The organism is Hydrogenophaga taeniospiralis (genome assembly GCF_020510445.1).
GTDB lineage: Bacteria > Pseudomonadota > Gammaproteobacteria > Burkholderiales > Burkholderiaceae_C > Hydrogenophaga.
Genome location: NZ_JAHBAG010000001.1, coordinates 483,414 through 508,559, shown reverse-complemented (window position 1 = coordinate 508,559; position 25,146 = coordinate 483,414). Strand labels below are relative to the sequence as shown.

Below are 25,146 nucleotides of genomic sequence, written 5' to 3'. Positions count from 1 at the left end.
TCGCTCACTGGACGGTCGCCCTCAGTTGTGTGCTCAGAAAGTCGTTGCCGGCCTGTCGCAGCGCCGCCAGCCGCTGGTCCACCTCGGCCCAGTCGATCTCGCGGGCCATCAGCGTCTGGACGTTCTGCGCCGTGAAACCCGGCGTGAAGCGGCTTTCCAGACCGACGGCCCGCAACAGGTTGATGGCGCGGGCATTGGCGGTGGCTTTGTCACCTGTCAGCCCGGCCACGATGAAGGGCTTCTTGAACAACAGGGCGAAGACGGTGCCGTGGAAAGAGTTGGTCACGACAAAGCTGGCGTTCTTCACCAGGGAGACCCACTCGCCCGGATCGGGATGGACCGTGTTGCCGATCTCGACCCACCGCCGGTGGGGGTTGTGCGGCGAGAGGATGGGGCAGTTCAGCCGCTTCGAGACCAGATCGGCCGTCTGCCGGATGTTGTCCGGCGAGCGCAGCCCGTAGCAGAAGACGTAGGGGTCTTCGTGCCCGGACGGCGCGCGCTCGGTCAGTTCCGCGTAGTTGCTGTGCAGCAAGGTCGGGTCGGGCACGTTGGCCGGCTTCTGCCCGGTGGCCCGCTCCACCAGCGTGACGCCCGAGGCCTCCCGCACCGAAATGGCGTCGAAGTGGCGCAGCAAGCGGGGCAGCTGCGCGGCCTCGGCCGCGGACACCCGGTCCCGGCCGAAGCTGGCGGCGTACGAGATCTTTCGGGCCGGGAACGACTGGGCGAAGTCCAGAAAGTAGTTCGGGTCAAAACCGTAATGCTGGGAAGGGCTCCAGATCTGGTCGCTGCCCGCCACGATCAGGTCGAACGACTGCGCCGCGGCGAGCGATGCGTCGTTGTCGGGCGGTGCGGAGCCGCCGGGGAGGTCCAGGAAGTGCTCCCTGAAACGGACGAACTTCTCCTTCTGGCCCTGGTGGCCAAAGTGCTGGTTGACGAACGAAGACGCCGCCAGGTAGACGACCTTCAGATTGGCCTTGAGCTTGGCGGGCGAGGTGGGCACGCTGAGCCGTCCACCGTGTTCGATGTGCGCGGGCCGGTAGTCGATGAAGCGGGCGTGGTGGCCTTGCTCCGTCAACCAGCGGCGCAAGGCATAGGCCTGCAGCGCGGCACCGTAGTTGTCGCTGAAATGGAAAGTGAGAATGCCGATGTTCATCTCTTGGGGTTCCTGGAGATGCTCAAGCACCGGTGGTCCGTGCCAGGGGTCTGCGGCCGAGGGGTTTGATCATGGATGTCATCTGTTGGTGGTTGGGAATGCGCCCGCCCATGAGGAGGGAGAGGCCGCTGGGGGCGACCCGGCGGATGGCCCAGACCGCAGCGACGCAGACCACCAGCGCCAGCAAGGGCGAGAGGGCGAAATAGCCCAGAAAGATCGGGGTGAGGTCGGCGTAGCCCAGGTGGTCGATGGCCATCCACCACAGGCCGATCGCCATGCCGTGGGCGCAAAAGATGAAGAACGCCATCGGCTCGAATTTCAGGAGCACATCGCCTGCCCTGCTTTGCAGCAGCCTCGAAGCGACGGACCAGAAGACCACACAGCCGGCCGCACGAAGGGCAATGTCGACGGTGGCGTACGCCACGCTTTGCGGGTCGGACACGCCCCAGGCCGGCGGCAGGAAAAAGGGCGCGGCCGAGAGCAACACCAGGGCCAGGCCCGCGGCCCACACGGGCTCGCGAGGGATCGAAACGGTGGGAATCGGAACCTTACGAACCAACAACACACAGCCCGCGAAATAGAAGAGCGGAATGGCGCTGTTGATGAACAGCACACCGTCCAGGTTCAGCAAGGCGTTGAGCAACAAGGCGGCCGCCGCGGTGCCGGGCAGCTTGCGCGCCAACACCATGAGCGCGGGCGAGATCAGGAAGCAGACAAAGGCGTCCCGCAGGAAGTAGAGCGGCGTCATGGCCGGGTGCGCGGTGATGGCCAGCACCGCGTTCGGCCATTCGTGCAGGGCGGGCGCGGTCGTGAGGCCCGACTCCAGGTACTCCTTGGCGATGTAGATCAGGTTCCACAGCACCAGCGGCACGATCAGGGAAAGGCATTTGTTGCCCAGCTCTTCCACGTAGGGCCGGGCACTCAGCGTGCGGGCCAGCAGATAACCCGAAATCAGACTCAGCAGGGGCACGCTGGTGTGGCCCAGCAGCTGCCGTGTGGTGTGGATCAGGCCCATGGGTGAGAACAAGGACTCGGGCACCCCGGGCTGGTAGGGCTGGGCGTGCGCATACACCAGCAGCAGGATGCACAGAATGCGCGCCAGGCGGATGGTGTCCGAGACCGTGGGGTTCATGGCTGTTGCTCCCTGCGATGGGGCATGCCGTCCATGGGCGCGGTGGGCCGCGTTGCCGCCGGGCTCGGCGCCAGCAGTCGCAGGACGCTCTGCTGAAAGCGCGCGGCCACCGCGGGCCCGCCCAGGCGGGTGGACTCCGTGCTCGCCAGCGCCGCCCGGTCTCCGCGGAAGTCGTGGCAGACGCGGTGCAGGCACTCCAGCAGCGCGTGGGCGTTGCCGGCCTCGAACACGTGGCCGTTGCGCCCGTTCTCGATCACGTCGCTGGCGCCGCAGCGGTCGCTGCAGATCACCGGGGTGCCCACCATCAGGGCTTCGTTGACCACCGCGCCCCAGCCGTCAAAGCGGCTGGGCAGCACCAGCACGTCGGCGGCGGCCATGGCCGCGACGATCCCGGCGTTGGGCATGCCCGGTGAGAAGCCCACCCGCTCGGCGATGCCGAGCCGGTGGGTGAGCTGCTGCAGGTGCGGTTCTTCTTCGCCTTTGCCGATGATGCGCAGGCGGGCCGTGGGCAGGTCGAGCTGGCTGAAGGCCCGCAGCAGCAGATCGACCCGCTTGCGCGGGATCAGCTGGCCCACATAGAGGATTTCCTTGTGCCCGCGCTGCAGCGGCGCGTGCCGCACCGGCGTGCCGCCCACCACGTGCACGAAGGGCACGATGCGCTCCCGGGGGTAGCCGCAGGCCGCAAAAAACCGTGCGCCGCCGTAACGGCCCGAATGGCCGATGCAGAACACACCGCTCAGGTGGCGCCGGTAGCGCAGCGCGTCCCAGGTGTAGACCAGCCAGCGGGGCAGCAACCGGGCGCCCGGCTCGTAGCGGTTTTCCGTCATCAGGAAGCGGTGCACCGGGGCGCCCAGGCTGGCCTGGAAGGCGGTCAGCGGCAGCGCGAAACCGCGCAGGCCAAAAAACACCTGCACCGACCCGGGCAGCCGGGCCAGTTCGGCGGTCCGTGCGGGCGTGGGCGCGATGTGCACCAGCACCTGGCCGGTGTCGGGCACCGGGTAGCCGCGGTCGCGGTAGTAGGCGGGCAGGTCCTGCGCCACACACCAGTGCACGGTGTTGCCGGGCAGCTCCGCCAGGGCGCGGATGTACGCGGCCTGGTGAAACATCAGATAGGAATGCCAGAAGACGTAGGTCATGGTTGCGAGGCGGCGTTGTGGCCGGCGACGGGGGTGAACGGGGGGCGGTCTCGCACGGGCGACGTGGGAGCCCGGGCCGAAGGGACCCTGGAAGGGCCCAGGTTGAGCCGCAACAGCAACAGCAGGATCCACAGCGAATAGGGGTTGCCGACCGCGATCAGGTAGCGGTTGAAGATCGACTGCATCAGGACGAACACCAGCATCAGGCCGCTGACGAAAAGGGCCGGGTTCATCACCCCCATCTCGAAGCTGCGGCCGAAGGTGCGCCATGCGGTGACCAGAAACGTCAAGGCGATCAGCAGGCCGAACACCACGCCATGTTCGAGCGCGAGGTTGATGTAGGAGCTCTCCACCGGAAAGCCGATCACCTCGGGGCCGGCGGCGCGAACGCCCCTGCCGGTGAAGAACAGCACAGGGTCGGAGAACACCAACGCCACCCCTTCCTGCCAGATGACTTCCCGGCCCGTGGCGCCCGAATCCACCCCGCGCGTGGGCGAGTCCAGGTCCAGGATGATGGTCAGGTAGTCGGCGATGGCGGCCGCTTTGAAAACGCCGATGGCCAGCAACGCGATGGCCGACAGGGTCAAGGCGGTCCGGGCCCGGCGCGAGCCGCGCCATGCGATGAGGATCACGGCGACCACCCCCGTCAGGCCCAGGGCGAGCAGGCTGGCCCGGGCGGATGCGGCGAGGACCATGCTCAGGCACAGCCCGGACAGCAGGAGCGCGAACAGCTTCCGATGGAGGCGAGGGGTGGCCAGAAAGTGCTGAAAGAACAGCAGGCTGCCACCGCCATACACGAGGCCGCTGAGGTTGGGGTGCATGCCCAGCGGCGCGAAGCGCACCAGGCCGACGCTGCGCTCGACGGTGCCCACCACCGACATCAGGAACTCGCTGGGCTGGACCACCAGCACGGAGGCGATCAGCGCGATGTAGGCGCAGCGGAACACCCCGTCGATGCTGGCCACCCAGGGCTGTCGCGCCAGAACGGCGGCCGAGGCCAGCACCAGCAGGAACATGGCGCCGAACTCGGTGGACAGCGCGTTCCCGCGCACGAAGGCCACCAGCATCGCGAACACGAACGCGCTGCCCAGGAGGGTCTCGGCGGCACACAGGTGAATGCGGCGTGTGCCGCCCGCCATCAAGGCCAGAAGGCCGGCGGCGATGAACAGGGCGACCGCGCCCAGCTGCACGGCCTGGAAGATCGAGCCCCCCACGTACCAGCCACCCATGAAGATGGCCAGGCCGAGCATGCATTGCGAGACGAGCCGGATGAGCGGGTTCATGGCACGGGCGCCGGCTCGAACGCGGCGTGAAGGGCCGACATGGCGGGTTGCCACTCGGTCGAGGCCGTGATGTGCCGGACCTGTTCGAGGGTGGTGGTCAGGCGTTGCGGCTGGTGGGTGGAGATGAGCACCCGGCCCTCGAACCGGGCCAGGGCATAGGCCAGGGCCAGCGACCCGGTCGCGTTGGCCGGGTCCGTGCCGGTGGGCAGCAGGCTGGCCAGCTGGGCCTTGAGCTGAGGGTCGCGCGCCATCGCCGGCCCGAGGGTCGGCGCGATGAAGCGCATGACGCCGTGCACGACGTCGCGGGGGCCGACCGGTGCGTCTTCGGCACCCGGCGCCGGGCAGCGGTACTGCGACACCGGGCCGAAGCGCACCAGCTGGCTCAGCGGCTCGCCGGTGGAGCTGCCATAGGTGCCCAGCAGGCCATGGGCGACATACCGCTCGAGCAGGACCTGCAGGGGCGCCAGCGGGTCGTGGGGCCGTGCTTCGTGCAGCAGCAGGCAGTCCACCCGTTCGGTTCGCAGCTGCCGCAGGCTGGTCTCGAACGACTGGGCAATGAATCCGACGTCGAAGTTGCCGGCGGGTGCGTGCTGCGCCATGCCCTTGAGAACGGCATGGCGCAGCCCGGGGACCCAATGGGCCAGCGGCTTGACGATCGCCCTGGCCGTCTGCTTGAAGCGGGGGGACGCGGGGCGGGCCAGACCGGCCTTGGTGGCGATGGCCACCACTTCCGGTCGGCCCTTGAGCGCATCGCCCAGCACGGACTCGGACGCGCCCAGCCCATACGGCGGCGCGGTGTCGAAGTAGCGGATGCCCAGGTCCAGCGCGGTGTGGATCAGACGCACGGACATGGCCCGGTCGCCGCCCCCGTTGAGGCGGCCGCAGCCCAGGCCCAGCCGGCGGGTCAGCAGATCGGTGCCGGGCCGGTTCATGGGGTGGCCTCCCGGCCGAGCTGGTCGGCCAGCCGCGCCGTCAGCGCCATGGCGGTGAACGTGGGGTTGGCGTAGCTGGAGGTGCGGAACACGGCGGCGCCGGCCACGTACAGGTTGGGGGTGCCGAACACGCGCAGCTCGCTGTCGACCACGCCGTCGCGCGGGTGGTGGCCCATGCGGGCGCCGCCACACTGGTGGTAGGTGTCGGTGGCCTGCTCCAGCACGCGGGCGTCCTCGGCGTCGAGCAGCGCGTCGATCTCCACCCGGGCCAGCCCGGCGGCCTGCAGGCTTTCACCGGCCCGGCGCACAAAGGCGGCCATGGCCTGCACCTCGGGCTGGCCGCCGATGCGCCAGTCCAGCGCGGCCAGCGGCATGCCGAAGCGGTCCCTGCGCCGGGGGTCGAGCGTGATGCGGCTGTCGTCGCGGGGCAGCTGTTCGGCGTGCATCACGAGCCAGACACCGCGGTCGGCCGGGTTGTAGATGCGGTGGTGCCGCAGGTACTGCACGATCATCGGCACCCAGGCGCTGCCCATGCCCCGGACATGGCGCAGCATGTCACCCAGCCCCTGTTGCGGCAGCCCGCCGCGCAGCAGCGACCTGACCAGCACCTTGAGGTGCTGCAGGTGTTCGGCGATGCTGGACTCGAACGCGAAGTAGCCCGTGACGTTGAGCGCCGGGTCGGCGCTGGCGGTGCCCATGCCGGTGTTCAGGCGCAGCTTGGGCTGGTATTTGTGGCCACCGAGCACGATGTTCTGAAAGGTGCGCAGGAAGCGCGGCTTGTCCAGCAGGTGCACCCGGCCACCGCGCATTTCCAGGTGGTCCTGAAAGCCCGCGCCCACCCACGGGTTGCCCGCCCAGGGGGCAAAGGGCTGCTCTGCCGCGCAGGCGAGCAGCAGGCGGGCAATTTCGATGGTGCCGTTGGCCAGCACGAAACGCCGGCCGCGGATCGCGGTGGCGGTGCCGTCGGGCCGCGCCACGCGGACCGAGGCGATGCGCTCGCCATCGGTCGCCAGGCCCAGCCCGGTGGCGTGGGCATGCAGCAGGACGGTGAGGCCGGGCGCGTTGCGCAGGCGCTCGTGGAAGTACCGGGCCATGGCGGGCTCCTTGAGCCAGCGCGTCAGGAACAGGGTGAAGCCGGGAATGTCGGGGTAGCGGTCGCCGAAGAGCTTGTGCGCCTGGGGCGTGCTCTCGTCGAGCACGTCGGCCAGCCGCAGTTCCTGGGCCACGGCCTCGTACCAGGGCAGCAGCTCCTGGTAGGTGATGGGCCAGGGCGCGTCGGACACGCCCGCGCGGGCCTCGAAGTCGGACGGCACGAAGCCGGTGAGCTGGCCGCCCCAGAGGTTGGAGGTGCCCCCCAGGGCGCGCCCCCGGGCCACGGCAATGCCGGTGTGGGCCCGGCCGGTGACGGAGGCTTCGTTGAGTGCCTGTGCCGGCGCTTCGAAGCCGCCGCCGCCGGTCTCCAGCACCAGCACGCGCTGGCCCTGGCGCTCCAGCAGCACGGCCAGCAACAGGGCCACCGTGCCACCGCCGACGATGACGACGTCGTGCGGTGTGTCGGGTGGCGAGGCATGGTTCAGGTCGACGATCATGAGACGGTTTTCGTTGAGCGCAGGCGGCGCACGGCGCGCATGGCGGTGAGCCAGACCAGGGCTTCGCCCAGCAACATGGCGCCGACCACACCCGCCATGCCGGCGCTGCCCCAGACCAGCCACGCCACCACCAGCGAGACCACGGCGGCCAGCAGGCTCTGCGCGGCCAGGCCGGCGTGGCGGTTGATGGACATGAGCACGACGCGCGGGACCTGGGTGGCCGAACACACGGCCGCATAGCCCAGGAACAGCGCCATGCTGGTGGCGGTGAAAGGAATCTGGCCATGGGTCCAGAGGTCCAGCAGCCAGGGCGAGACCCCGTACACCAGCAGCGCACCGGCCGCGGCGATGGCCAGGCCCAGGCGGTTGGCCCGGCGGTAGAGCTTCCAGAAGGCGCCGTCGTCCCGCTGTCCCTTGAGCGCGGTGAGCTCGGGCCACAGCGGATTGCTCAGGGCGTTGGTGACCTGCACCACGATCCGCGCGACGGTGCGGTAGGTGTTGAACACGGCGGTGGCGGCCGGGCCCAGGGTGGCCGCCACCAGCAGGGTGAAGCCTTGCAGGCTCAGCGCGTTGGTCAGCGAGAGCGAGAGGAACAGCGCGCCTGGCGCCGCGGCCTGTTTGATGTCGGCCAGGCTGGCGCGCCGCACGCCCCAGCGCAGAAAGTCGGTGCGCCGCTGGCTCAGCCAGAGGCAGAGCAGCGTGTAGCCCAGACGGGCCAGCAGCGCCGAGGCGGCGACCCCTATGAAACTCTGGGTGAGCACCAGACCGGTCAGGCCGCCGGCCCACTCGACCAGGCGGCCGGTGGTGACCAGGTAGGTGCCGGCGGCGTAACCGCCGGTGGCCTTGTAGATCACTTCGGCCAGGCTGCAGAACAGGCCGAGCACCACGCTGATGGACAGCAGCATGAGCACCGCCTTCCACTGCGGGACTTCCAGCGCGGTGGTGGGCAGCAGCAGCAGGGTGGCGCCGACGATCAGCAGGATCAGCAGCGAGACGGAGGTCAGAAAGGCCACGGCGCTCTGAAACACCTCGGCCGCCCGCGCCTTCTGGCCCTGTGTGATCAGGCCGATCATCTGGTTGCTCGACGCGGTGGAGATACCGGCGTCGGCCAGCGACAGGTAGAAGGGCAGTGCCGTGAGGGCCAGCCAGGCGCCGTAGGTGGCCATGTCCCAGTGGTGCAGGAACAGCGGCAGCGACACCAGCTGCGTGCCGATGCTGACCGCCTGCGCATAGCCGTACGCGCCCGCGCCCGAGGCGATGCGCCGGGCGATGGACGAGAGACCGACGGCAGGCGTGCGCAAGGGGTGTGGGACAGACATCGGGGTCGAGGGGCGGTGGTTCAGTGTTCGGCGGCCATGGCGGTGGCGTAGCCATGGGTCTTGAGCAGGGCGTGGCGCTGGGCGTCGGCCAGATCGGCGGCCACCATCTCCGTCACCATCTCCCGCAGTGCGATCTGCGGCACCCAGCCCAGCTCGGTCTTGGCTTTGGACGGGTCACCCAGCAGGGTTTCCACTTCGGTGGGGCGGAAGTAGCGCGGGTCCACCTTCACGAGCACGTCGCCGGGTTGGAGCGCCGGGGCCTTGTCACCCTCGACGGCCTGCACGATGGCCTGCTCGTTCACGCCTTCGCCCTCAAAGCGCAGGGTGACGCCCAGTTCCCGGGCGGCCATGTCGATGAACTGGCGCACGCTGTACTGCACACCGGTGGCGATGACGAAGTCCTGCGGCCGCTCCTGCTGCAGCATCATCCATTGCATGCGCACGTAGTCTTTGGCGTGGCCCCAGTCGCGCAGCGAATCGAGGTTGCCCATGTACAGGCAGTCCTCCAGACCCTGGGCGATGTGGGCCAGGCCGCGCGTGATCTTGCGGGTGACGAAGGTTTCGCCGCGGCGCGGGCTCTCGTGGTTGAACAGGATGCCGTTGCAGGCGTACAGGCCGTAGGCCTCGCGGTAGTTCACCACGATCCAGTAGGCATAGAGCTTGGCCACGGCGTAGGGGCTGCGGGGGTAGAAGGGGGTGGTTTCCGTCTGCGGGATCTCCTGCACCAGGCCATACAACTCGGAGGTGCTGGCCTGGTAGAAGCGGGTCTTTTTCTCCAGCCCGAGGATGCGGATGGCTTCGAGCAGGCGCAGCGTGCCCAGGGCGTCCACGTCGGCGGTGTATTCGGGGCTGTCGAAGCTCACGGCCACATGGCTTTGCGCGCCCAGGTTGTAGATCTCGTCGGGCTGGGTTTCCTGCACGATGCGGATCAGGTTGCTGCTGTCGCTCAGGTCGCCGTGGTGCAGGTGGAAGCGCGCGTTGTCGATGTGCGGGTCCTGGTAGATGTGGTCCACGCGTTGGGTGTTGAACTGGCTGCTGCGGCGCTTGATGCCGTGCACGGTGTAGCCCTTTTCGAGCAGCAGCTCGGCCAGGTAGGAGCCGTCCTGCCCGGTCACGCCGGTGATGAGGGCGACTTTGGGCGTGTGGGGGGGGGTTGGGTTCTTGGTCATGCGGCAACGGCGACGGCAACGTGGCGTTTCTGGAAGTCGGCGTAGGCGCGGGCCAGGCCTTTGCGCAGGTCCACGCGCGGTGTCCAGCCCATGCCGAGCAGCTTGTCGCTGTCCAGCAGCTTGCGCGGCGTGCCGTCGGGTTTGCTGGTGTCGAACACGATCTCGCCTTCGTAGCCCACGGCTTCGCCCACGCGGCGGGCCAGCTCGGCGATGGTCACGTCCTCACCGAAGCCGACGTTGATGTGGCTTTGCATGGGGGAGGTGCAGGCGTCGTACGCGCTCTTGGGCAGCTCCATCACATGCACGCAGGCGGCGGCCATATCGTCCACGTACAGGAACTCGCGCCGCGGCGTGCCGGTGCCCCAGATGACCACCTGGGGTGCGCCCTCTTCCTTGGCTTCGTGGAAGCGGCGGATCAGCGCGGGGATGACGTGGCTGTTTTCGGGGTGGTAGTTGTCGCCCGGGCCATACAGGTTGGTCGGCATCACGCTGCGGTAGTCCACGCCGTGACTGGCGCCGTATTGGCGGTTGTAGCTCTCGCAGAGCTTGATGCCGGCGATCTTGGCCATGGCGTAGGGCTCGTTGGTGGGCTCCAGCGGGCCTTGCATCAGCGCGCCCTCGGCCATGGGCTGCGGCGCGAGCTTGGGGTAGATGCAGCTGGAGCCCAGGAACAGCAGCTTGCGCACCCCATTGAGGAACGCGGCGTCCACCACGTTGGCCTGCACCATGAGGTTGTCGTAGATGAACTCGGCCGGGTAGGTGTTGTTGGCGTAGATGCCGCCGACCTTGGCCGCCGCGAGATAGACCTGGTCGGGCTTCTCGCGGGCAAAGAAGGCGCGCACGGCCGCCTGGTCCGTCAGGTTGAGCTCGTCGCGGGTGCGGCCGACGATGCGGTCCAGCGGATGGCCGTTGGCCACGAGTTGGCGCACGATGGCGGAGCCCACCAGGCCGCGGTGCCCGGCAATGTAGATTTTGGGATAAGCGCTCATGACGAACCTTTCAGAGTGGGAGGGAGAGAGGGGGTCACTGGGTGGCCGGCACACGGCCATAGGTGTCTTCGAGGCGGACGATGTCGTCTTCCCCGAGGTAGCTGCCGGACTGCACTTCGATCATTTCCAGCTCCAGCTTGCCGGGGTTGCGCAGGCGGTGCAGCTCGCCGATGGGGATGTAGGTGGACTGGTTTTCCGACAGCAGGAAGGTCTCGCGGCCGCGGGTGACTTCGGCCGTGCCCTTGACGACGATCCAGTGTTCGGCGCGGTGGTGGTGCTTTTGCAGGCTGAGCGCGGCGCCGGGCTTGACGCCGATGCGCTTGACCTGGAAGCGCTCGCCGATGTCGATGCTGTCGTACCAGCCCCAGGGGCGGGCCACCTTGCGGTGGATCACGGCCTGCGCGCACTCCAGGCTCTCCAGCTGGGCCACCACGTCTTTCACCTGTTCGGCGCAGTCGCGGTGGGCCACCAGCAGGGCATCGGGCGTGTCGATGATGAACAGGTTCTGGGTGCCGAGCGCGACCACCGGGCGGTGGGGCGCGTGGATGTAGGTGTCGCGCGAGAGCGGGACGAAGCCCTGGCCCTGGACGCGGTTGCCTTCGGCGTCGGCGGGCGTGAGCTCGGCCACGGCGTTCCAGCTGCCGACGTCGCTCCAGGCGCCGGTGTAGGGCACCACCGCCACATGGGCATGGTGTTCCATGACGGCGTAGTCGATGCTTTGCGAACGGCAGGCGGCGAAGGCGCCGGGCAGCGGTGCCACCCAGTGCGTGCCGGGTTCGGCGGTGGCCGGATCGACCGGCGCGGGCAGGGCTTCGCGGCAACTGGCCAGGATGTCCGGCGCGTGTTGCTGCAGGGCCTGCAGCAGGGCGCTGGCGCGGCACAGAAAGATGCCCGCGTTCCACAGGACCTGGCCGCTCAGCAGCAGCTGTAGGGCCTTGTCGGCGTTGGGCTTTTCGATGAAGCGCTCAACCGCCAGGGCCTGGCCGGCCCGGGAGGCACCGTGCTCGATGTAGCCATAGGCGGTGCTCGGGGAGCTCGGCACGATGCCGAAGGTGACGATGGCGCCGCTTTCGGCCGCTGGCACGCCCTGCTCGACGGTGCTGACGAAGGCCACGGCGTCGGGGATGTGGTGGTCGGACGGGCAGAAGAGCAGCAGGGCCTCGGGTTCGCCGTTCTGCGCCGACAGCAGGGCGGCGAGCGCCATGGCAGCGGCGGTGTTGCGCGCCACGGGCTCCAGGATCACCTGGGCCGCACCGGGCGATCTTTGCAGCGCGTCGGCCACCATGAAGCGGTGGCCTTCGGCGGTGACGACCATGAGGTTGGGGCCGAGCGGGCGCACGCGCTCCAGCGTGAGCTGCAGCAGGCTCTTGCCGCCGATCAGGGGCACGAACTGCTTGGGCAGGCTCTTGCGGCTCAGCGGCCAGAGCCGGGTGCCGGCGCCGCCGCAGAGGATGACAGGGGTGATGATGGTGCGGTGCAGCATGGATAGGGGATGGGTGGGCCGCCCGCGTTGTCTGTGGAGGGCATGCGGGCGGCGCGGTGGGACAACAAGCTCAGGTGGGAGTCAGCAGGCGCCTTCTTGCCTGAGCACCACGCGCACGGTGCGCAGCATGATCACGAGGTCGTACCAGAGCGACCAGTTGCGCACGTACCAGAGGTCCATGTTGATGCGGTGCTGGAAGGTGCTGGCGCTGCGCCCGCTGATCTGCCACAGGCCGGTGATGCCGGGGCGGGCCTTGCCGTAGGCGGCGATGCTCTTGCCGTACTCGCCCAGTTCGCGGGCCAGCAGCGGGCGCGGTCCCACCAGGCTCATGTCGCCCTTGAGCACGTTGATGAGCTGGGGCAGCTCGTCGATGCTGGTGCGGCGGATGAAATGGCCGATGGGGGTGATGCGCGGGTCGTTGGCGAGCTTGAAGTTGCTGGCCAGGTACTGCACGTAGAGCTTTTCGTTTTCGGTCTTCCAGCGCTCCAGGGCGCCGTCGGCGTCCATCACCATGCTGCGGAACTTGATGAAGTCGAACAGCTGGCCGTCCACCCCCACGCGCTTTTGCACGAAGAACACGGGGCCGGCGTCGTCGCGCTTGATGCGCCACGCGACCCAGGCAAACAGCGGCGCGAGCAGCACCAGCAGGGCGGCGGCGCCCACGATGTCGAGCGCGCGTTTGAGCACTTGCGGGCCGCGCCGGTTGAGGTTGTTGCGGGCGCGCAGCAGCAGCACTTCGTGGCTGAAGAAGTGCGAGACCTCCATGCCGTAGATGGGCAGGCCGCCGAGCGCGGGCACCATGACCAGGTCGTCGCGGGTGAGCATGAGCTCCTGCGCCAGTTCGCGCAGCCAGTTGTTGTCGCGGATGCCGAGAACGCCCACCAGCTGGTGGGGCCCGGGCCGGGCGAGGAACGCGCGCACACCCGGGGTGAGCGCGGTGGGCGCGGCCATCTGGCCGCCCCCGAGGTTGACCAGTCGCGCGCCGGGGTCCGGGCAGACCACGGCCACGGGCCGGTAGCCCAGCAGCGGCTCGCTGGCCAGGGCGGCGGCGGCTTTTTCAACGTCGTCGGGGTGGCCGATGAGCACGTAGGGCTGGGTCAGCAGGCCGGCGCGCAGCAAGCCGGTGCGCACGGCCAGGCGCGCCAGCGGCAGGCAGACGAGCACGAGGCCCCAGGTGGCGCCGGTCCACAGGCGCGAGAGCGGCCACTTGGCGAGGTACATGACCATGGCGTCGAGCAGCGCCGCGAGCACGATGACCTGGATCATCTGGCGCGCTTCGTCCCACCAGGGCTTTCGGCGGTGGGCCGTGTAGTGGCCCTGCACGGTCCACATCCAGCTCACCATGGTCAGGGCAACGGCGGCGAACAGCGTGATGCGCAGGTGGCCATTGGTGGCCCACCAGACGTTCATGGCCTGCGAGAGGCTCATCTCGTCGCGAAGCCACGCGGGCAGCCGCCCGGCGATGAAGCAGAACGCGAGCACGGCCAGGTCGGTGAACACCAGCCAGACTTTCACCTCCTGCTGGCGCCGGGCGAGGTTGGCCCAGGGGGCCAGGCTGCGGGCCAGGTCGTGTTCGTTGTAGAGAGGGACGACGGTGCCCGGGCCGCCTTCGGCCGGCGCGTGCCTCTCTAGCGTCTCTTGTGGATGGGTGCGTGCGCGGGCCATGTCAACGCTCGCTGCGGATGGGGTTGGCCAATGGGCGGGCCCCATGCGGGTGCATGGTATGCACTCGCATGGCGCGCTGGGGCGTCAGGTGGCAAAAGCACGGCATACATGGACATCCTGGGTTCGTTGGGTTCTGCGCAGGCATGCAACCCTGCGCTCGTCTTTTTCATTGTTAGGGCACGCACAAAAGCCGCATGTAACGAGCTTTGAGTTCCTTCAACAAGGATTGCGATGTATCGAAATCTGGTTTCATGTGCTGCCGGGGGAGCGCTGGTGCGGTGCGCCGTAATTGAATGAACTTATGGTCTCTGGCAGACTTCAGCGCTTCAGGAGGTTGACGCGATGCGAGTGGCCGAGGCGATTGAGCTGGATGCGCAGACCGAGCGTGGGTTGCGCACGCTGTCCAAGGGACGGCGGGTCGAGGCGCGCGTGCAGCAACGCGCCAGCATCGTCTTGCTGGCGGCGCAAGGCTGGCAGAACAAGGACATCGCCAACGAGGTCAAGCTCGACCGGCGGCAAGTGGCGTTGTGGCGGAGGCGCTTCATGGAAGGCGGCCTCCAGGCCTTGCTGCAGGACGCCTCGCGCCCGGGACGCACACCGAGCGTGACGCCCGAGGTGGAGTCGCACATCCTGAACACGACGCTGCACAAGCCACGGGCGCAGACCACGCACTGGAGCACACGCACCTTGGCGGCCCATCTGGGCCTGAGCGCCACGACCATCCGCCGGGTGTGGCAGCGCAATGGAATCCAGCCGCACCTGCAGGACACCAAGGTCTCACGCACGCCGCCTCGCTTCGAGGACGAACTGGTCGATGTCGTGGGGCTCTACATGAACCCGCGCGAGCATGCGCTGGTGCTCAGCAGTGGCGAAAAGAGCCAGCTCCAGATGCTGCACCGCAGCGAGCCCGGACGCGCCGGCACCATGACCCACGACCACAAGCGCAATGGCACGACAACGCTGTTTGCCGCGCTCAACACGCTGGACGGAACGGTGATCTCGATGTGCCAGGACCGGCATCGCCACGAGGAGTGGCTCAGGTTCCTGCGCCTGATCGATCGCAAGACGCCCAAGCACCTGAAGTTGCACCTGATCGTCGACAACGACGCCAGCCCCGAGTACCCCGAGGTCCAGGCCTGGCTGGCCGAACACCCGCGCGTGGTCGTGCACTCAACCCCCGCCAACACCTCGTGGTTGAACATGGTCAAGCGTTTTCTCCGCGACATCTTCGAGCACCGCATCAGACGCGACAGCTTCACCCGCGTGGCCGAACTTCGGCAGGCCATTGCGCTGTACATCGAACATCACGATCAAAGACCCAAACCGTTCATCTGGACGGCCAGCGCGTCGGTTGTCACCAGCGCCACCCCCGCCAAGGTCGCGTTGGCGCGCGTCGGGCGATAAGTACAGAACAAATTGGCGCACCACCCCCCTGGGCCCATGTAACGGGGGCACGGTTGCGGATGTGGGGTTTACATCCCGAAACCCGTTTTCGTGGACGAGCGGCCACGAAGCGGGGGCTCAGATGGCCGAGATATCGGTCTGTACGGGCCAGCTCAGCGCGGTGGCGCTGGCGTTGTTGCTAGCAAATCGGTGTTGCAACAGCACGGTGTAACGCCCCGGACGGGTGCCACAGAGGCGGTAGCCGTCGGCCGTCGGGCTGAGCTGGATGCCGCTTTGTGGGGCGGTCTGCAGCTCCCATGTGCCGAGTTGGGGCGTGGAGCGCCGCAGCAAGACGCAGAAACCCCGCTTCATGGTGGACAGCACCACCAGGCGTTGCTCGGCGCTGGCCTCGCCGCTGGCGGAGGTGTCGAGCTGCTGCGGATGGTTGTTTTCCAGCACGCGGATCACCGGCGGGACGACGATGCGGATGTCCAGCGTGGCGCTGGCGCTCAGGGCGCCCGATGTGCTCGCGCTCTCGCCCATGCTGGCGGCCGGACTGAACAGCAGGCCGAGCGCGGCCAGCAACGGCGGCAGCAAGGGGCGAAGGGGCGCGGACATGCCCCCTGTATCGGCGGCTGGTGGCCCAACTTGATGGTGATCGGCGGCCGGGCGGGCATGAGCGAAAGACGCTCAGCCGCTCAGTTGTCGCTGCGCTGCACCGGCAGGCTGAGCCGGGTGGTTTCGCGCAGCCGCACGTCCACCTTGGCCTGGCCCTCGTCGACCACGCCCCAGGGCAGGGGCAGGCTGTCGTTGCGCACGGTCACGGTACGCGGGCCGCTGGCGACGAAGGGAAATTCGAAGCGGCCCTGGGTGTCGGTGCGCACGGCGTAGCGGTTGTCCAGGTAGACCGTGGCGCCGGGCACCCCGGTTTCGCTGGCCTCCTGGGTGCCGCTGCGGTTGGCGTCGAAATACACCGTGCCTTCGATGCGCCCGCCCCCGTCCGAGGGTTTGCCGCCCATGGGCACGCTGCGGCTGCCGGCCTGCAGCTCGTAGCGCAGCACGGCGTGGAACGAGCGGTAGGCGCTGGTGTTGACCGCGGTCTGCGGCGGCGCCAGCGGGTCGATCGAGTTGCGCGTGCGGCTGCGCCCGGTGGAGCGGATGGCGTTGCCTTCCAGGCTCCAGCGGGTGTCGATGCGCCAGCTGGCGCCCAGGTTCAGGCTGTTGCGGCTCGCGCTGGCGCTGGCGTGTTCGGTGTTGAGGCTGCCGTGCAGGCTGGCGCGCGAGGTCACGGGGGCCGAGAAGCTGACCGCGCTGGACCACAGGCTTTCGGCGGGCTGGCCGGTGCTGGCATCGGCGCCGGCGTGGCCCACGCCCAGACTGGTGGAGACCGTCCAGCCCTGGGGCACCGCCCAGTCCTGGTCGTAGCTCAGCAGCCGGGACGATCCCTGGCTGGCGCCGCCTTCGAGCTCCAGGCGCAGGCCGCTGGTGCCCCAGCCGTTCTGCCAGCGGTAGTCGCCGTAGCTGCTCCAGGCCCGGCCGGCGTAGTCGCGCAGGGCCATGCCGACGCCCAGGTTGCTGTCGCGGCTCAGGCGCCAGCGGGCGCTGGAGGTGGCGTAGTAGCCGGCGGAACTGCGGCCGCTGACCGAGCGCAGCCAGTCGACCGAGCCCTCGGCCGACCACTGGCGGGTGCGCCAGTGGGTGCTCAGGTGGGCGCCGGTGACGTCGTTGGCCATGGGCAGGTTGGCCCAGTTCAGCCCGGGATCGAGCCGGTACAGGCCCGCGCCGTAACGCCGGGGGCCGTCGTCCCACTCGCCGTCGAGCCAGTAGCCGGCGAGCGTGCCACGCGCATCGTTGACGTCGCTGCTCATGGCCTTGGCCTGCAGGCGGTGTTGGGCGCCCTCGTGGCGGGCTGCGACCAGGGTGGCGTGGGCATCGAGCCGGGGGGCGGTCGGGCTGGACGAGCCCACGGGGGCGACGCCTTGCGCGCTTTCGTGCTGCAGGGCCAGCGTCCAGCCGTCGCGCGATTCGCCGAGCGGGTCGCTGGCGCCGTCCGCGCCGGGCCGCCACTGGGCGCCCAGGGCGGTGCGCCGCCCCGCCAGCCGCTCGAACCCGGAGGCCGGCTGGATCTGCAGCTGCCCGGGCACCCCGGTGGCGGCCTGCAGCTGCAGGCCCTGGCCCAGGTTTTCCCACTCGCCGCCCGCACCTTGCAGGATCGAGGTGGGCACGAACACGCGCGAGGGCAGCCGGGTGATGGCGGGCGCGGGCGTGCTGATGATGCCAAGCTCGTGGTTGGCCAGCCAGCCGCCGGTGAGCGGCATGCCGCGCTGGCGCAGGGTGAGGGTGCCCTGGCGGTCGCTGGGCGTGAAGCTGCCGTCCAGCGACAGGGTGCCGTGGTTGGGGGTCTCCAGCAGGCCGTAAATGCTGTAGCCGAGCCGGGTGCGCTGGCTTTCGTCAAAGGGCTGGGTGCCCAGCCGGGTTTCCAGCTTGAGGAAGCGCGGCCATCCGGCGCGGTCGTAGTCGTAGCCGGCGTCCTCGTCCAGCGTCTCGGGCTGCAGGCCTTCGATGACGCGGTCGACATAGGCCGGGGCCGCGGCGGGCGCTGTCGCGGCCGGGGGCGTCTGGGCCTGCGCCGGGCCCAGTGCGCCCATCAGGGTCGCCAGCAGCATGCCGCCTGGCCGGGGCGCCAGGCTCATGGAGCAAAACTCGCATCCAGCGGAAGACGGTTCTTGCCCCATTCCAGGCTGCCCTTGACCGCCAGCGGGAAGCGGATCTCGGGCACGGGCTGGCCCTCGTCGACCACCGGCCCGAGCGCCACGCCACGCGTTTCGCCGGGCAGGATGGGCATGTCGGTGGGGGTCATTTCCAGGCGGCGGCCGGTGGCGTCCGTGGCGTTGACGAAGCCCTCCAGCCGGCCGTGGGCGTTGCCGCGGTTGCGGATGTCCAGCATCGCGACCGGTTTGCCACCGACCATGGCCACGCGGGTGGCGGCAAGCTCAAGCACGGGCTCGGCGCCGCCAATGGCGGCATAGACGATGACGCCGATGCGCCCGCCCACGTCCACGCTGCTCTTGGCCGGGTCCACGCCCTCGACCATGATGGCGAACCGGCATTCGCGCGCCGGCGTGCCCGGCGGGGGGGTGATTTCGAACCGGAAGCGGTAGCGCGCGCCGGGCTCCAGCGTGAGCTCACGCCGTTCGACCGCGACCCAGGGGCGGCAGCTGTCGGGCGCGAGCTCGTCGCTGAAGATGACAGTGTTGTCCGGCTGGTAGGTCCAGTCGTTGGTGTAGAGGCGGTAGCCCCCTTTGAGCTGGCCCACGTGCTGGATCTCGAACACCTGGCGCAGGCTCTGGCCGGGCGCGATCTTGACGTCGAACCGGGGCGGCGTGATGTACGCGGCAAAGCCCTGGGCGGTGGCAAAGGAGGGGGCGGCGGCCCACAGCAGGCAGCCCAGCAGCAGGGCCTCAAAGCGTTGAAAGCGGAACATCAGGGAAGGCATGGGGACACAAGGCTCAGTCGGCATCGAACTCGAAGTGGAAATTCAGGCGCCGGGTGTTGCTCTGCCAGTCCGCGCCCGAGCGCAGGCGCACCTGGAACTGGTCCTGCAGTGTGGCGCCGGGGATCTGGCCCGCGTACACCAGCGCGCGCTCGCCCGACACCAGGCGCCCGCCCAGCAGCCGCCCCCGTGTGGTCCACACCGCCTCGATGGTGGAGGTCTCGTCGCGCGGCAACACCATGTAGACACGGCCGCTGCGCCCGATCCAGTCGTGCGTGTCGATGCGCACGTTCACCACCAGCCAGGCCTCCATGCCGCCCACGTCGGACCGGCTCTTGGCCACCGGCCGCCACTGCATCTGCACGTTGGGCGGCACGGTGTGGCTCTGCGAGTCGTCCAGCCGGTGCGGGTTGGCCAGCGCCGGGCCGGCCAGCAGCCCGCCCAGCAGCGCGAGCAGCAGAGGGCGCGCCGTCATGGGCTGCTCAGGGTGTAGGTCACCCGGCCGTTGTAGGTGCCCGCCGCGCGCACCGCGCTGTTGGCGTAGCTGAAGGTGTGGCAGTTCTCGATGTAGCGGTTGGCGGGCACGGTCGCCAGGGTCTGGGTGCCGCCGTTGAAGGTGCCGGCGGGGATCACGTTGGGCACGCCGCTGCCCGGGGCGGACACGGTCCAGCTGACCTGCGAGATGGGGATGGTGTCACCGCCGGTGGTGGTCAGGCTGGCCGGGGAGGTCACGCTCAGCGTGGCGCTCGCGGGGCCGTTGCCCGCATTGCTGCGCCGGTACGAGGCGCCCACCATCACCTGGCTGGCGGGCGTGGGGCAGGTGGCGTAGTTGTCACCGTACAGGCTGGTGGCCTGGGTGCTGTTGCTGGTCATGGCCAGCGCGGTGCCGTTGCCCAGCTGCGCCGTGGGCACCGTGACCTGCACCAGGTTGATGGTGCCGTTGGTGTTGTCGTAGGTGCCGTTGCCCACATGCAGGAACACGCGGCGCGAGGCCGCCGCGAGGGTCAGCGACCAGGCGTGCGCCGCCGCCATGTGCGCGCCACACAGCAGCGCCAGGCAGGCGGCGGCGAGCCGTCTGGGGGTGTGCGGGCGCAAGAGCTGGTTCATGGTGTCGTTGTGATCGCCGGCCGCCCGGGCGGTTCCGGGGGGCGGACCGGTGGCGGCCCAAAAGACAACGGAGGGCTGCGGTGTGCAGGCCCTCCGTGGTTTGACCGGTGGCGCGGGCGCTCACCGGTGTCGGCGACGCAGGACCTGCGTCCTCAAGGCATCGTGGCGGTGTAGGTCACTCGGCCCGTGTAGGTACCAAACGCCGGCGTGGTGGCGTTGGCGTAGCTGTATGCCCAGTTGGCGGTCTGGTTGGTGACACGGCCGGCCAGCGTGGGCAGGCTGGTGCCACCATTGAAACCGGGCGCAGGCAGGGCCGCATTCGTGGTGGACACCGACAGCTCGGTGAAGGGAATGGTGTCGGCGCCGCTGGTCAGGTTGGCCGGGTTGGTGGCGGTGATGGTGATCTGGCCATCGTTGCCGAACACGCGCACCGGGACGGCATTGCCGCCGGGCAGGGGGCCGTCGTTCGAGATGGACGCGGCCGCCGCGCCGGTACCGACGTCCAGCGGGTTGGTGGAGTAGTCGAACGTCAGGGTGTTGATGCTGCCGTTGCTGGCCAGCGGGGTGGCGGCGCCGGCGCCCACACCCAGGAACAGCACGCGCGGAATCACGACGCGCAGGTCCAGGCGGGCGGTGGCGGTGCCGGCACCGGTCACCAGTTGGGATTCGGCCGAAGCCATGAGAGGCGCCGCCATGGCCAGCGCCAGGGCGGACTTGAGGAGCAGGGAGTTTTTCACGACGTTACCTTCAAGGATGGGAAACCGGTGTGGCCGCAGCACTTTGAATACTTTGGTCACTTTTATAGTGGGGCCGATGGTACGGAAGGACACATATGGTTGCAAGCCCGTTTCCGGGCAAAAGTCACAATTTCCAAGCACTTACGGCCATTTATTCCCCCGGCGGTCGAAGTTTGCGGACGGGTGGTCGCAAAAAGGGCTCAAGTTTTCGGGGGACGTGCCGTGCCAGAACTTTTGGGTAACAGGTGTGACAACGGAAGTGCACCGGCGGATTTGACCTCGCCGAGCGAGAAGCTGGTGTGCAGGTCTTTCACGTTGGGCAGGTTGATCAACACCTCGCGCGCGAAGCGGCTGAAGTGGTTGAGGTCGGGGCAGACCACCTGCAGCTCGAAGGTGCCCGAGCCGCTGATGTAGTGGCAGGACACGATTTCGGGGATGCCCTGGATGGCCGACTCCATCTGGCGCAGCACGTCGCCGCTGTTGCGCTCGGCATCGAGCCGCACGAAGGCGAGCACGCCCAGCCCCATTTTTTCGCGGTCGAGTTCGGCCCGGTAGCCGCGGATGAAGCCCTGCTCTTCGAGCGCGCGCACGCGCCGCCAGCAGGGTGCTGCCGACAGACCCACGCGGTTGGCGAGTTCGGCGTTGGTCAGGCGACCATCGGTTTGCAGTTCGCTCAGGATGGCGAGATCAAACTTGTCGAGTGTTTCCATCGGTCGCATTATTCAGGAAGAATCTTTCCTTTTGGTGGTAAATCTGGGCATGAAAAGCAAACACCTGTCAGCGCCCGGGTCATACACTGTGCGGCACACTGGATGCGGCCGACCCGGCCGTTTCTCCAGTCAGATGCCGCCCACAAGGTGGCTTTCCACCCACGTAGGAGACAACAAGATGAACGCCCCACTGCCCGAGCACATCCGCCGCGCGCTCGAAACCGTCACGCTCGACGACAAATATTCCCTGGACCACGGCCGCGCCTTCATGAGTGGCGTGCAGGCGCTGGTCAAGCTGCCCATGCTGCAGCGCCAGCGCGACGCGCTGCAGGGCAAGAACACAGCGGGTTTCATCAGCGGTTACCGCGGTTCGCCGCTCGGCGGTTACGACCAGGCCTTGCAGAAGGCCGCGCCCTACCTGAAGGCACAGAACATCGTGTTCCAGCCGGGCGTGAACGAGGAGCTGGCGGCCACCGCGCTCTGGGGCACGCAGCAGCTGGGCTTTGCGCCGCCCGGCAGCAACAAGTTTGATGGCGTGTTCGGCATCTGGTACGGCAAGGGCCCGGGGGTGGACCGCTGCTCCGACGTGTTCAAGCACGCCAACATGGCCGGCACCACACCTTGGGGCGGCGTGATCGCGGTGGCCGGCGACGACCACGTGGCCAAGAGCTCGACCGCCGCGCACCAGAGCGACCACATCTTCAAGGCCTGTGGCCTGCCGGTGTTCTTCCCGACCAGCGTGCAGGACATCCTGGACCTGGGGCAACACGCCATCGCCATGAGCCGTTTCAGCGGCGTCTGGGCCGGCATGAAGACGATCCAGGAGATCGTCGAATCCAGCGCCACGGCGATGATCGACCCCGAGCGGGTCGAGATCGTGATCCCCGAGTTCGACATGCCGCCCGGCGGCGTGCACATCCGCTGGCCCGACGCCGCGCTGGAGCAGGAAGCGCGCCTGTTTGACTACAAGTGGTACGCCGCGCTGGCCTACATCCGAGCCAATAAGCTGAACCACAACGTGATCGCCGGCCCGAACGACCGCTTCGGCATCATCGCCAGCGGCAAGGCCTTCAACGACACGCGCCAGGCGCTGCTGGACCTGGGCCTGGACGACGCCACCTGCCGCCGCATCGGTCTGCGCCTGCACAAGGTCAACGTGGTCTGGCCGCTGGAGGCGCAGACCACGCGCGAGTTCGCCACCGGCCTGCGCGAGATCCTGGTGGTGGAAGAGAAACGCCAGGTCATCGAATACCAGCTCAAGGAAGAGCTCTACAACTGGCGCGGCGACGTGCGGCCCAACGTGCTCGGCAAGTTCGACGAGGTCGAAGGCGACTTCAGCGGCGGCGAATGGAGCATGCCCAACCCGAGCGCCCACACCCTGCTGCGTGCCAACGCCGACCTGTCGCCGGCGATCATCGCGCGCGCCGTGGCGCGCCGCCTGCGCAAGCTGGGCCTGCCCGAGGACGTGCAGGCGCGCATCGACGCGCAGCTCGCCATTTACACCGCGCAGGAGCAGTCCCTGCAGACCCTGCTGACCAAGGGCGTGGAAGGCGCCGAGCGCCAGCCCTGGTTCTGCTCGGGCTGCCCGCACAACACCAGCACCCGCGTGCCCGAAGGCTCGCGCGCCATGGCCGGCATCGGCTGCCACTTCATGACCATCTGGATGGACCGCGCCACCGTGGGTTTCACGCAGATGGGCGGTGAGGGTGTGCCCTGGGTCGGCCAGCAGCCGTTCGTGAACGAGCAGCACATGTTCGCCAACCTGGGCGACGGCACCTACTTCCACAGCGGCATCCTGGCGATCCGCCAGAGCATCGCTTCGGGCGTGAACATCACCTACAAGATTCTCTACAACGACGCCGTGGCCATGACCGGTGGCCAGCAGGTGGGCGAACGCCCCGAGGGCCACAGCGTGGTGCAGATCGCGCAGAGCATGCGCGCCGAGGGCGCGGCCAAGATCACCATCGTGACCGACGAGCCCGAGAAGTACGCCAGCGTGAGCGGCCTGCCCAGCGGCATCGCGATCCAGCACCGCGACACGCTGGACGCGGTGCAGCGCGAGTTCCGTGAGATCAAGGGCACCACGGTCATCATCTACGACCAGACCTGCGCCACCGAAAAGCGCCGCCGCCGCAAGCGCGGCACCCTGGTGGACCCGGCCGAGCGCGTGGTGATCAACGAGCTGGTGTGCGAGGGCTGTGGCGACTGCAGCGTGCAGAGCAACTGCCTGTCGGTCGAGCCGCTGGAGACCGAGTTCGGTCGCAAGCGCACCATCAACCAGAGCAGCTGCAACAAGGACTTCTCCTGCGTCAAGGGCTTCTGCCCGAGCTTCATCACCGTGGAAGGCGGCCAGCTGCGCAAGAAGGACAAGAAAACCGGCGGCCTGGAGTGGAGCGGCGGCGTGGTGCCGCAACCGGCCCTGCCCGCGCTCGACGCCGAGGCCTGGGGCATCATCGTCGCGGGCGTGGGCGGCACCGGGGTCATCACCATCGGCCAGCTGCTGGGCATGGCGGCGCACATCGAAGGCAAGGGCATCGTCACGCAGGACGCGGCGGGCCTGGCGCAAAAGGGCGGCGCCACCTGGAGCCACGTGCTGATCGGTGCGCACCAGGACGCCATCCGCACCACGCGCGTCTCGGCCGCCTCGGCCGACCTCGTGATCGGCTGCGACCCCATCGTCGCGGCCCACAAGGAAACCTGGCAGCGCCTGCGCGAGGGCCGCAGCCACGTGGCGCTCAACGCCCACGCCACGCCCACGGCCGCCTTTGTGACCCACCCGGACTGGCAGAACCCGGCGCAGGCCTGCGTGGACGCGCTGACCCACAGCCTGGGCGCGGACCAGGTGGGTGTGTTCGACGCCGAGACCGCGTCCACGACGCTGATGGGCGACAGCATCTACACCAACCCCATGATGCTGGGCTACGCCTGGCAGCGTGGCTGGGTGCCGCTGGGTCATGACGCGCTGATGCGCGCCATCGAGCTCAACGCGGTGCAGGTGGAGAAGAACAAGACCGCCTTCGAATGGGGCCGCCGCGCCGCGCACGATCCGAAGGCGCTGGCCGCGCTGCTGGTGCCGGCGGGCGCGGGCTCGCAGGTGATCCAGTTCAAGAAGCGCGAGACGGTGGACAGCCTGGTCGCGCGACGCGTGGAGTTCCTCACCGGCTACCAGAACGCCGCCTACGCCGCCGACTACCAGCGGTTCGTGGAGAAGGTGCGGGCGGCTGAGGCGTCGCTGGGCAACAAGACCGCGCTCACCGAGGCCGTGGCACGCCAGCTCTTCAAGCTCATGGCCTACAAGGACGAGTACGAGGTGGCCCGCCTGCACAGCGATCCGGCGTTCCACGCCCGGCTCGCCAGCCAGTTCGAGGGCGATTTCAAGCTGAAGGTGCACCTGGCGCCGCCGCTGATCGCGAAGAAGAACGACAAGGGCGAGCTGATCAAGCAGAAGTTCGGCCCGGCCATGTTCACCGTGTTCCGTGTGCTGGCGAAGTTCAAGGGCCTGCGCGGCACGGCGCTGGACATCTTCGGCCGCACCGAGGAGCGGCGCACCGAGCGGGCCCTGATCGGCGAGTACCGGGCTTGTGTGGACGAACTGCTGCAGGGCCTGACCGCCGACAACCACGCGCTGGCGCTGGAGATCGCGAACCTGCCGGAGCAGATCAAGGGTTTCGGCCATGTGAAGGAGCGCCATCTGGCGGCCGCACGCAGCCGCTGGAGCGGCCTGATGGCGCAATGGCGCCAGCCGCGCACGGCCTCTGTGGCCAAGGCCGCCTGATCGCGACCCCCGCAACATACAATCGCCGGTTGAGTTCAAAGCGCCTGGCGCCGCCCCACGGGGCCGCCGGGCCTTTGGCGCTGTTGTGCTC

Annotated in this window: 20 protein-coding genes; 2 read left to right on the top strand and 18 right to left on the bottom strand. The window is 68.7% G+C overall.

Features of this window, described 5'->3' with window-relative positions; genetic code table 11:
- Window positions 1–4 precede the first annotated feature (4 nt).
- The 11 genes from KIH07_RS02365 to wbaP form a co-directional block, all read right to left on the bottom strand.
- Window positions 5–1,153: a polysaccharide pyruvyl transferase family protein gene (locus tag KIH07_RS02365; protein WP_226490435.1), complete on the bottom strand. Its 1,149-nt coding sequence runs from the start codon at window positions 1,151–1,153 to the stop codon at window positions 5–7.
- Window positions 1,154–1,175: 22 nt separating this feature from the next.
- On the bottom strand, window positions 1,176–2,285 hold the full coding sequence (locus KIH07_RS02360) for an acyltransferase family protein (RefSeq protein WP_226490434.1): 1,110 nt from the start codon (window positions 2,283–2,285) through the stop codon (window positions 1,176–1,178).
- Window positions 2,282–3,421 (bottom strand): glycosyltransferase, encoded by a 1,140-nt coding sequence (locus KIH07_RS02355; protein WP_226490433.1) that lies wholly within the window; start codon window positions 3,419–3,421, stop codon window positions 2,282–2,284. Before KIH07_RS02355 ends, KIH07_RS02360 begins: the two co-directional genes overlap by 4 nt.
- Window positions 3,418–4,704 carry a hypothetical protein gene (locus KIH07_RS02350; protein WP_226490432.1) on the bottom strand — a complete coding sequence of 429 codons (1,287 nt, stop codon included), beginning with the start codon at window positions 4,702–4,704 and terminating at the stop codon, window positions 3,418–3,420. The genes KIH07_RS02355 and KIH07_RS02350 overlap by 4 nt, the downstream gene beginning before the upstream one ends.
- Entirely contained in the window at window positions 4,701–5,636 is a 936-nt protein-coding gene (locus KIH07_RS02345; RefSeq protein ID WP_226490431.1) for an aldo/keto reductase, read from the bottom strand. Before KIH07_RS02345 ends, KIH07_RS02350 begins: the two co-directional genes overlap by 4 nt.
- Window positions 5,633–7,225, bottom strand: coding sequence for a GMC oxidoreductase (locus KIH07_RS02340; protein ID WP_226490430.1), 1,593 nt, complete (start codon window positions 7,223–7,225; stop codon window positions 5,633–5,635). Before KIH07_RS02340 ends, KIH07_RS02345 begins: the two co-directional genes overlap by 4 nt.
- On the bottom strand, window positions 7,222–8,544 hold the full coding sequence (locus KIH07_RS02335; protein ID WP_226490429.1) for a lipopolysaccharide biosynthesis protein: 1,323 nt from the start codon (window positions 8,542–8,544) through the stop codon (window positions 7,222–7,224). The genes KIH07_RS02340 and KIH07_RS02335 overlap by 4 nt, the downstream gene beginning before the upstream one ends.
- Before the next feature lie 20 nt (window positions 8,545–8,564).
- Entirely contained in the window at window positions 8,565–9,713 is a 1,149-nt protein-coding gene (gmd, locus tag KIH07_RS02330; protein ID WP_226490428.1) for a GDP-mannose 4,6-dehydratase, read from the bottom strand.
- On the bottom strand, window positions 9,710–10,702 hold the full coding sequence (gene fcl, locus KIH07_RS02325; protein WP_226490427.1) for a GDP-L-fucose synthase: 993 nt from the start codon (window positions 10,700–10,702) through the stop codon (window positions 9,710–9,712). Before fcl ends, gmd begins: the two co-directional genes overlap by 4 nt.
- 34 nt (window positions 10,703–10,736) lie before the next feature.
- On the bottom strand, window positions 10,737–12,185 hold the full coding sequence (locus tag KIH07_RS02320; protein ID WP_226490426.1) for a mannose-1-phosphate guanylyltransferase/mannose-6-phosphate isomerase: 1,449 nt from the start codon (window positions 12,183–12,185) through the stop codon (window positions 10,737–10,739).
- 81 nt (window positions 12,186–12,266) lie between these two features.
- A complete protein-coding gene (gene wbaP / locus KIH07_RS02315; protein WP_226490425.1) occupies window positions 12,267–13,850 on the bottom strand; it encodes an undecaprenyl-phosphate galactose phosphotransferase WbaP in 1,584 nt (527 codons plus the stop codon).
- A 342-nt stretch (window positions 13,851–14,192) separates the two neighbouring features.
- Here wbaP and KIH07_RS02310 point away from each other — a divergent pair, with 342 nt between their 5' ends.
- Window positions 14,193–15,254, top strand: a complete 1,062-nt coding sequence (locus KIH07_RS02310) for an IS630 family transposase (RefSeq protein WP_226490424.1) — start codon at window positions 14,193–14,195, stop codon at window positions 15,252–15,254.
- 117 nt (window positions 15,255–15,371) lie between these two features.
- Here KIH07_RS02310 and KIH07_RS02305 read toward each other — a convergent pair whose 3' ends face one another.
- The 7 genes from KIH07_RS02305 to KIH07_RS02275 form a co-directional block, all read right to left on the bottom strand.
- Window positions 15,372–15,851 (bottom strand): hypothetical protein, encoded by a 480-nt coding sequence (locus KIH07_RS02305; protein WP_226490423.1) that lies wholly within the window; start codon window positions 15,849–15,851, stop codon window positions 15,372–15,374.
- Between the two features lie 80 nt (window positions 15,852–15,931).
- Window positions 15,932–17,926 carry a carboxypeptidase-like regulatory domain-containing protein gene (locus tag KIH07_RS02300; protein WP_226490422.1) on the bottom strand — a complete coding sequence of 665 codons (1,995 nt, stop codon included), beginning with the start codon at window positions 17,924–17,926 and terminating at the stop codon, window positions 15,932–15,934.
- Window positions 17,923–18,729, bottom strand: coding sequence for a hypothetical protein (locus KIH07_RS02295; RefSeq protein ID WP_226490421.1), 807 nt, complete (start codon window positions 18,727–18,729; stop codon window positions 17,923–17,925). The genes KIH07_RS02300 and KIH07_RS02295 overlap by 4 nt, the downstream gene beginning before the upstream one ends.
- A gap of 13 nt (window positions 18,730–18,742) precedes the next feature.
- On the bottom strand, window positions 18,743–19,201 hold the full coding sequence (locus tag KIH07_RS02290; RefSeq protein WP_226490420.1) for a hypothetical protein: 459 nt from the start codon (window positions 19,199–19,201) through the stop codon (window positions 18,743–18,745).
- A complete protein-coding gene (locus KIH07_RS02285; protein ID WP_226490419.1) occupies window positions 19,198–19,833 on the bottom strand; it encodes a hypothetical protein in 636 nt (211 codons plus the stop codon). Before KIH07_RS02285 ends, KIH07_RS02290 begins: the two co-directional genes overlap by 4 nt.
- A gap of 152 nt (window positions 19,834–19,985) precedes the next feature.
- Complete coding sequence (locus tag KIH07_RS02280; RefSeq protein WP_226490418.1) at window positions 19,986–20,570, bottom strand: hypothetical protein; 585 nt, start codon at window positions 20,568–20,570, stop codon at window positions 19,986–19,988.
- Between the two features lie 200 nt (window positions 20,571–20,770).
- The gene (locus tag KIH07_RS02275) at window positions 20,771–21,280 is read right to left on the bottom strand and encodes an Lrp/AsnC family transcriptional regulator (protein WP_226490417.1); all 510 of its coding nucleotides are present in this window, start codon (window positions 21,278–21,280) and stop codon (window positions 20,771–20,773) included.
- Between the two features lie 178 nt (window positions 21,281–21,458).
- Between KIH07_RS02275 and KIH07_RS02270 the strand changes: the two genes are divergently transcribed.
- Window positions 21,459–25,055, top strand: a complete 3,597-nt coding sequence (locus tag KIH07_RS02270) for an indolepyruvate ferredoxin oxidoreductase family protein (protein WP_226490416.1) — start codon at window positions 21,459–21,461, stop codon at window positions 25,053–25,055.
- Window positions 25,056–25,146: the final 91 nt, after the last annotated feature.

Excerpts from the sequence above, each read along its gene's own strand:
- KIH07_RS02285 (WP_226490419.1), bottom strand. The coding sequence starts at position 19,833 with ATGAACCAGCTCTTGCGCCCGCACACCCCCAGACGGCTCGCCGCCGCC.
- KIH07_RS02310 (WP_226490424.1), top strand. The coding sequence starts at position 14,193 with ATGCGAGTGGCCGAGGCGATTGAGCTGGATGCGCAGACCGAGCGTGGG.
- KIH07_RS02365 (WP_226490435.1), bottom strand. The coding sequence starts at position 1,153 with ATGAACATCGGCATTCTCACTTTCCATTTCAGCGACAACTACGGTGCC.
- KIH07_RS02305 (WP_226490423.1), bottom strand. The coding sequence starts at position 15,851 with ATGTCCGCGCCCCTTCGCCCCTTGCTGCCGCCGTTGCTGGCCGCGCTC.
- gmd (WP_226490428.1), bottom strand. The coding sequence starts at position 9,713 with ATGACCAAGAACCCAACCCCCCCCCACACGCCCAAAGTCGCCCTCATC.
- fcl (WP_226490427.1), bottom strand. The coding sequence starts at position 10,702 with ATGAGCGCTTATCCCAAAATCTACATTGCCGGGCACCGCGGCCTGGTG.
- KIH07_RS02270 (WP_226490416.1), top strand. The coding sequence starts at position 21,459 with ATGAACGCCCCACTGCCCGAGCACATCCGCCGCGCGCTCGAAACCGTC.
- KIH07_RS02290 (WP_226490420.1), bottom strand. The coding sequence starts at position 19,201 with ATGACGGCGCGCCCTCTGCTGCTCGCGCTGCTGGGCGGGCTGCTGGCC.
- KIH07_RS02275 (WP_226490417.1), bottom strand. The coding sequence starts at position 21,280 with ATGGAAACACTCGACAAGTTTGATCTCGCCATCCTGAGCGAACTGCAA.
- KIH07_RS02340 (WP_226490430.1), bottom strand. The coding sequence starts at position 7,225 with ATGATCGTCGACCTGAACCATGCCTCGCCACCCGACACACCGCACGAC.
- KIH07_RS02360 (WP_226490434.1), bottom strand. The coding sequence starts at position 2,285 with ATGAACCCCACGGTCTCGGACACCATCCGCCTGGCGCGCATTCTGTGC.
- wbaP (WP_226490425.1), bottom strand. The coding sequence starts at position 13,850 with ATGGCCCGCGCACGCACCCATCCACAAGAGACGCTAGAGAGGCACGCG.
- KIH07_RS02350 (WP_226490432.1), bottom strand. The coding sequence starts at position 4,704 with ATGAACCCGCTCATCCGGCTCGTCTCGCAATGCATGCTCGGCCTGGCC.
- KIH07_RS02335 (WP_226490429.1), bottom strand. The coding sequence starts at position 8,544 with ATGTCTGTCCCACACCCCTTGCGCACGCCTGCCGTCGGTCTCTCGTCC.
- KIH07_RS02355 (WP_226490433.1), bottom strand. The coding sequence starts at position 3,421 with ATGACCTACGTCTTCTGGCATTCCTATCTGATGTTTCACCAGGCCGCG.
- KIH07_RS02320 (WP_226490426.1), bottom strand. The coding sequence starts at position 12,185 with ATGCTGCACCGCACCATCATCACCCCTGTCATCCTCTGCGGCGGCGCC.
- KIH07_RS02300 (WP_226490422.1), bottom strand. The coding sequence starts at position 17,926 with ATGAGCCTGGCGCCCCGGCCAGGCGGCATGCTGCTGGCGACCCTGATG.
- KIH07_RS02345 (WP_226490431.1), bottom strand. The coding sequence starts at position 5,636 with ATGAACCGGCCCGGCACCGATCTGCTGACCCGCCGGCTGGGCCTGGGC.
- KIH07_RS02295 (WP_226490421.1), bottom strand. The coding sequence starts at position 18,729 with ATGCCTTCCCTGATGTTCCGCTTTCAACGCTTTGAGGCCCTGCTGCTG.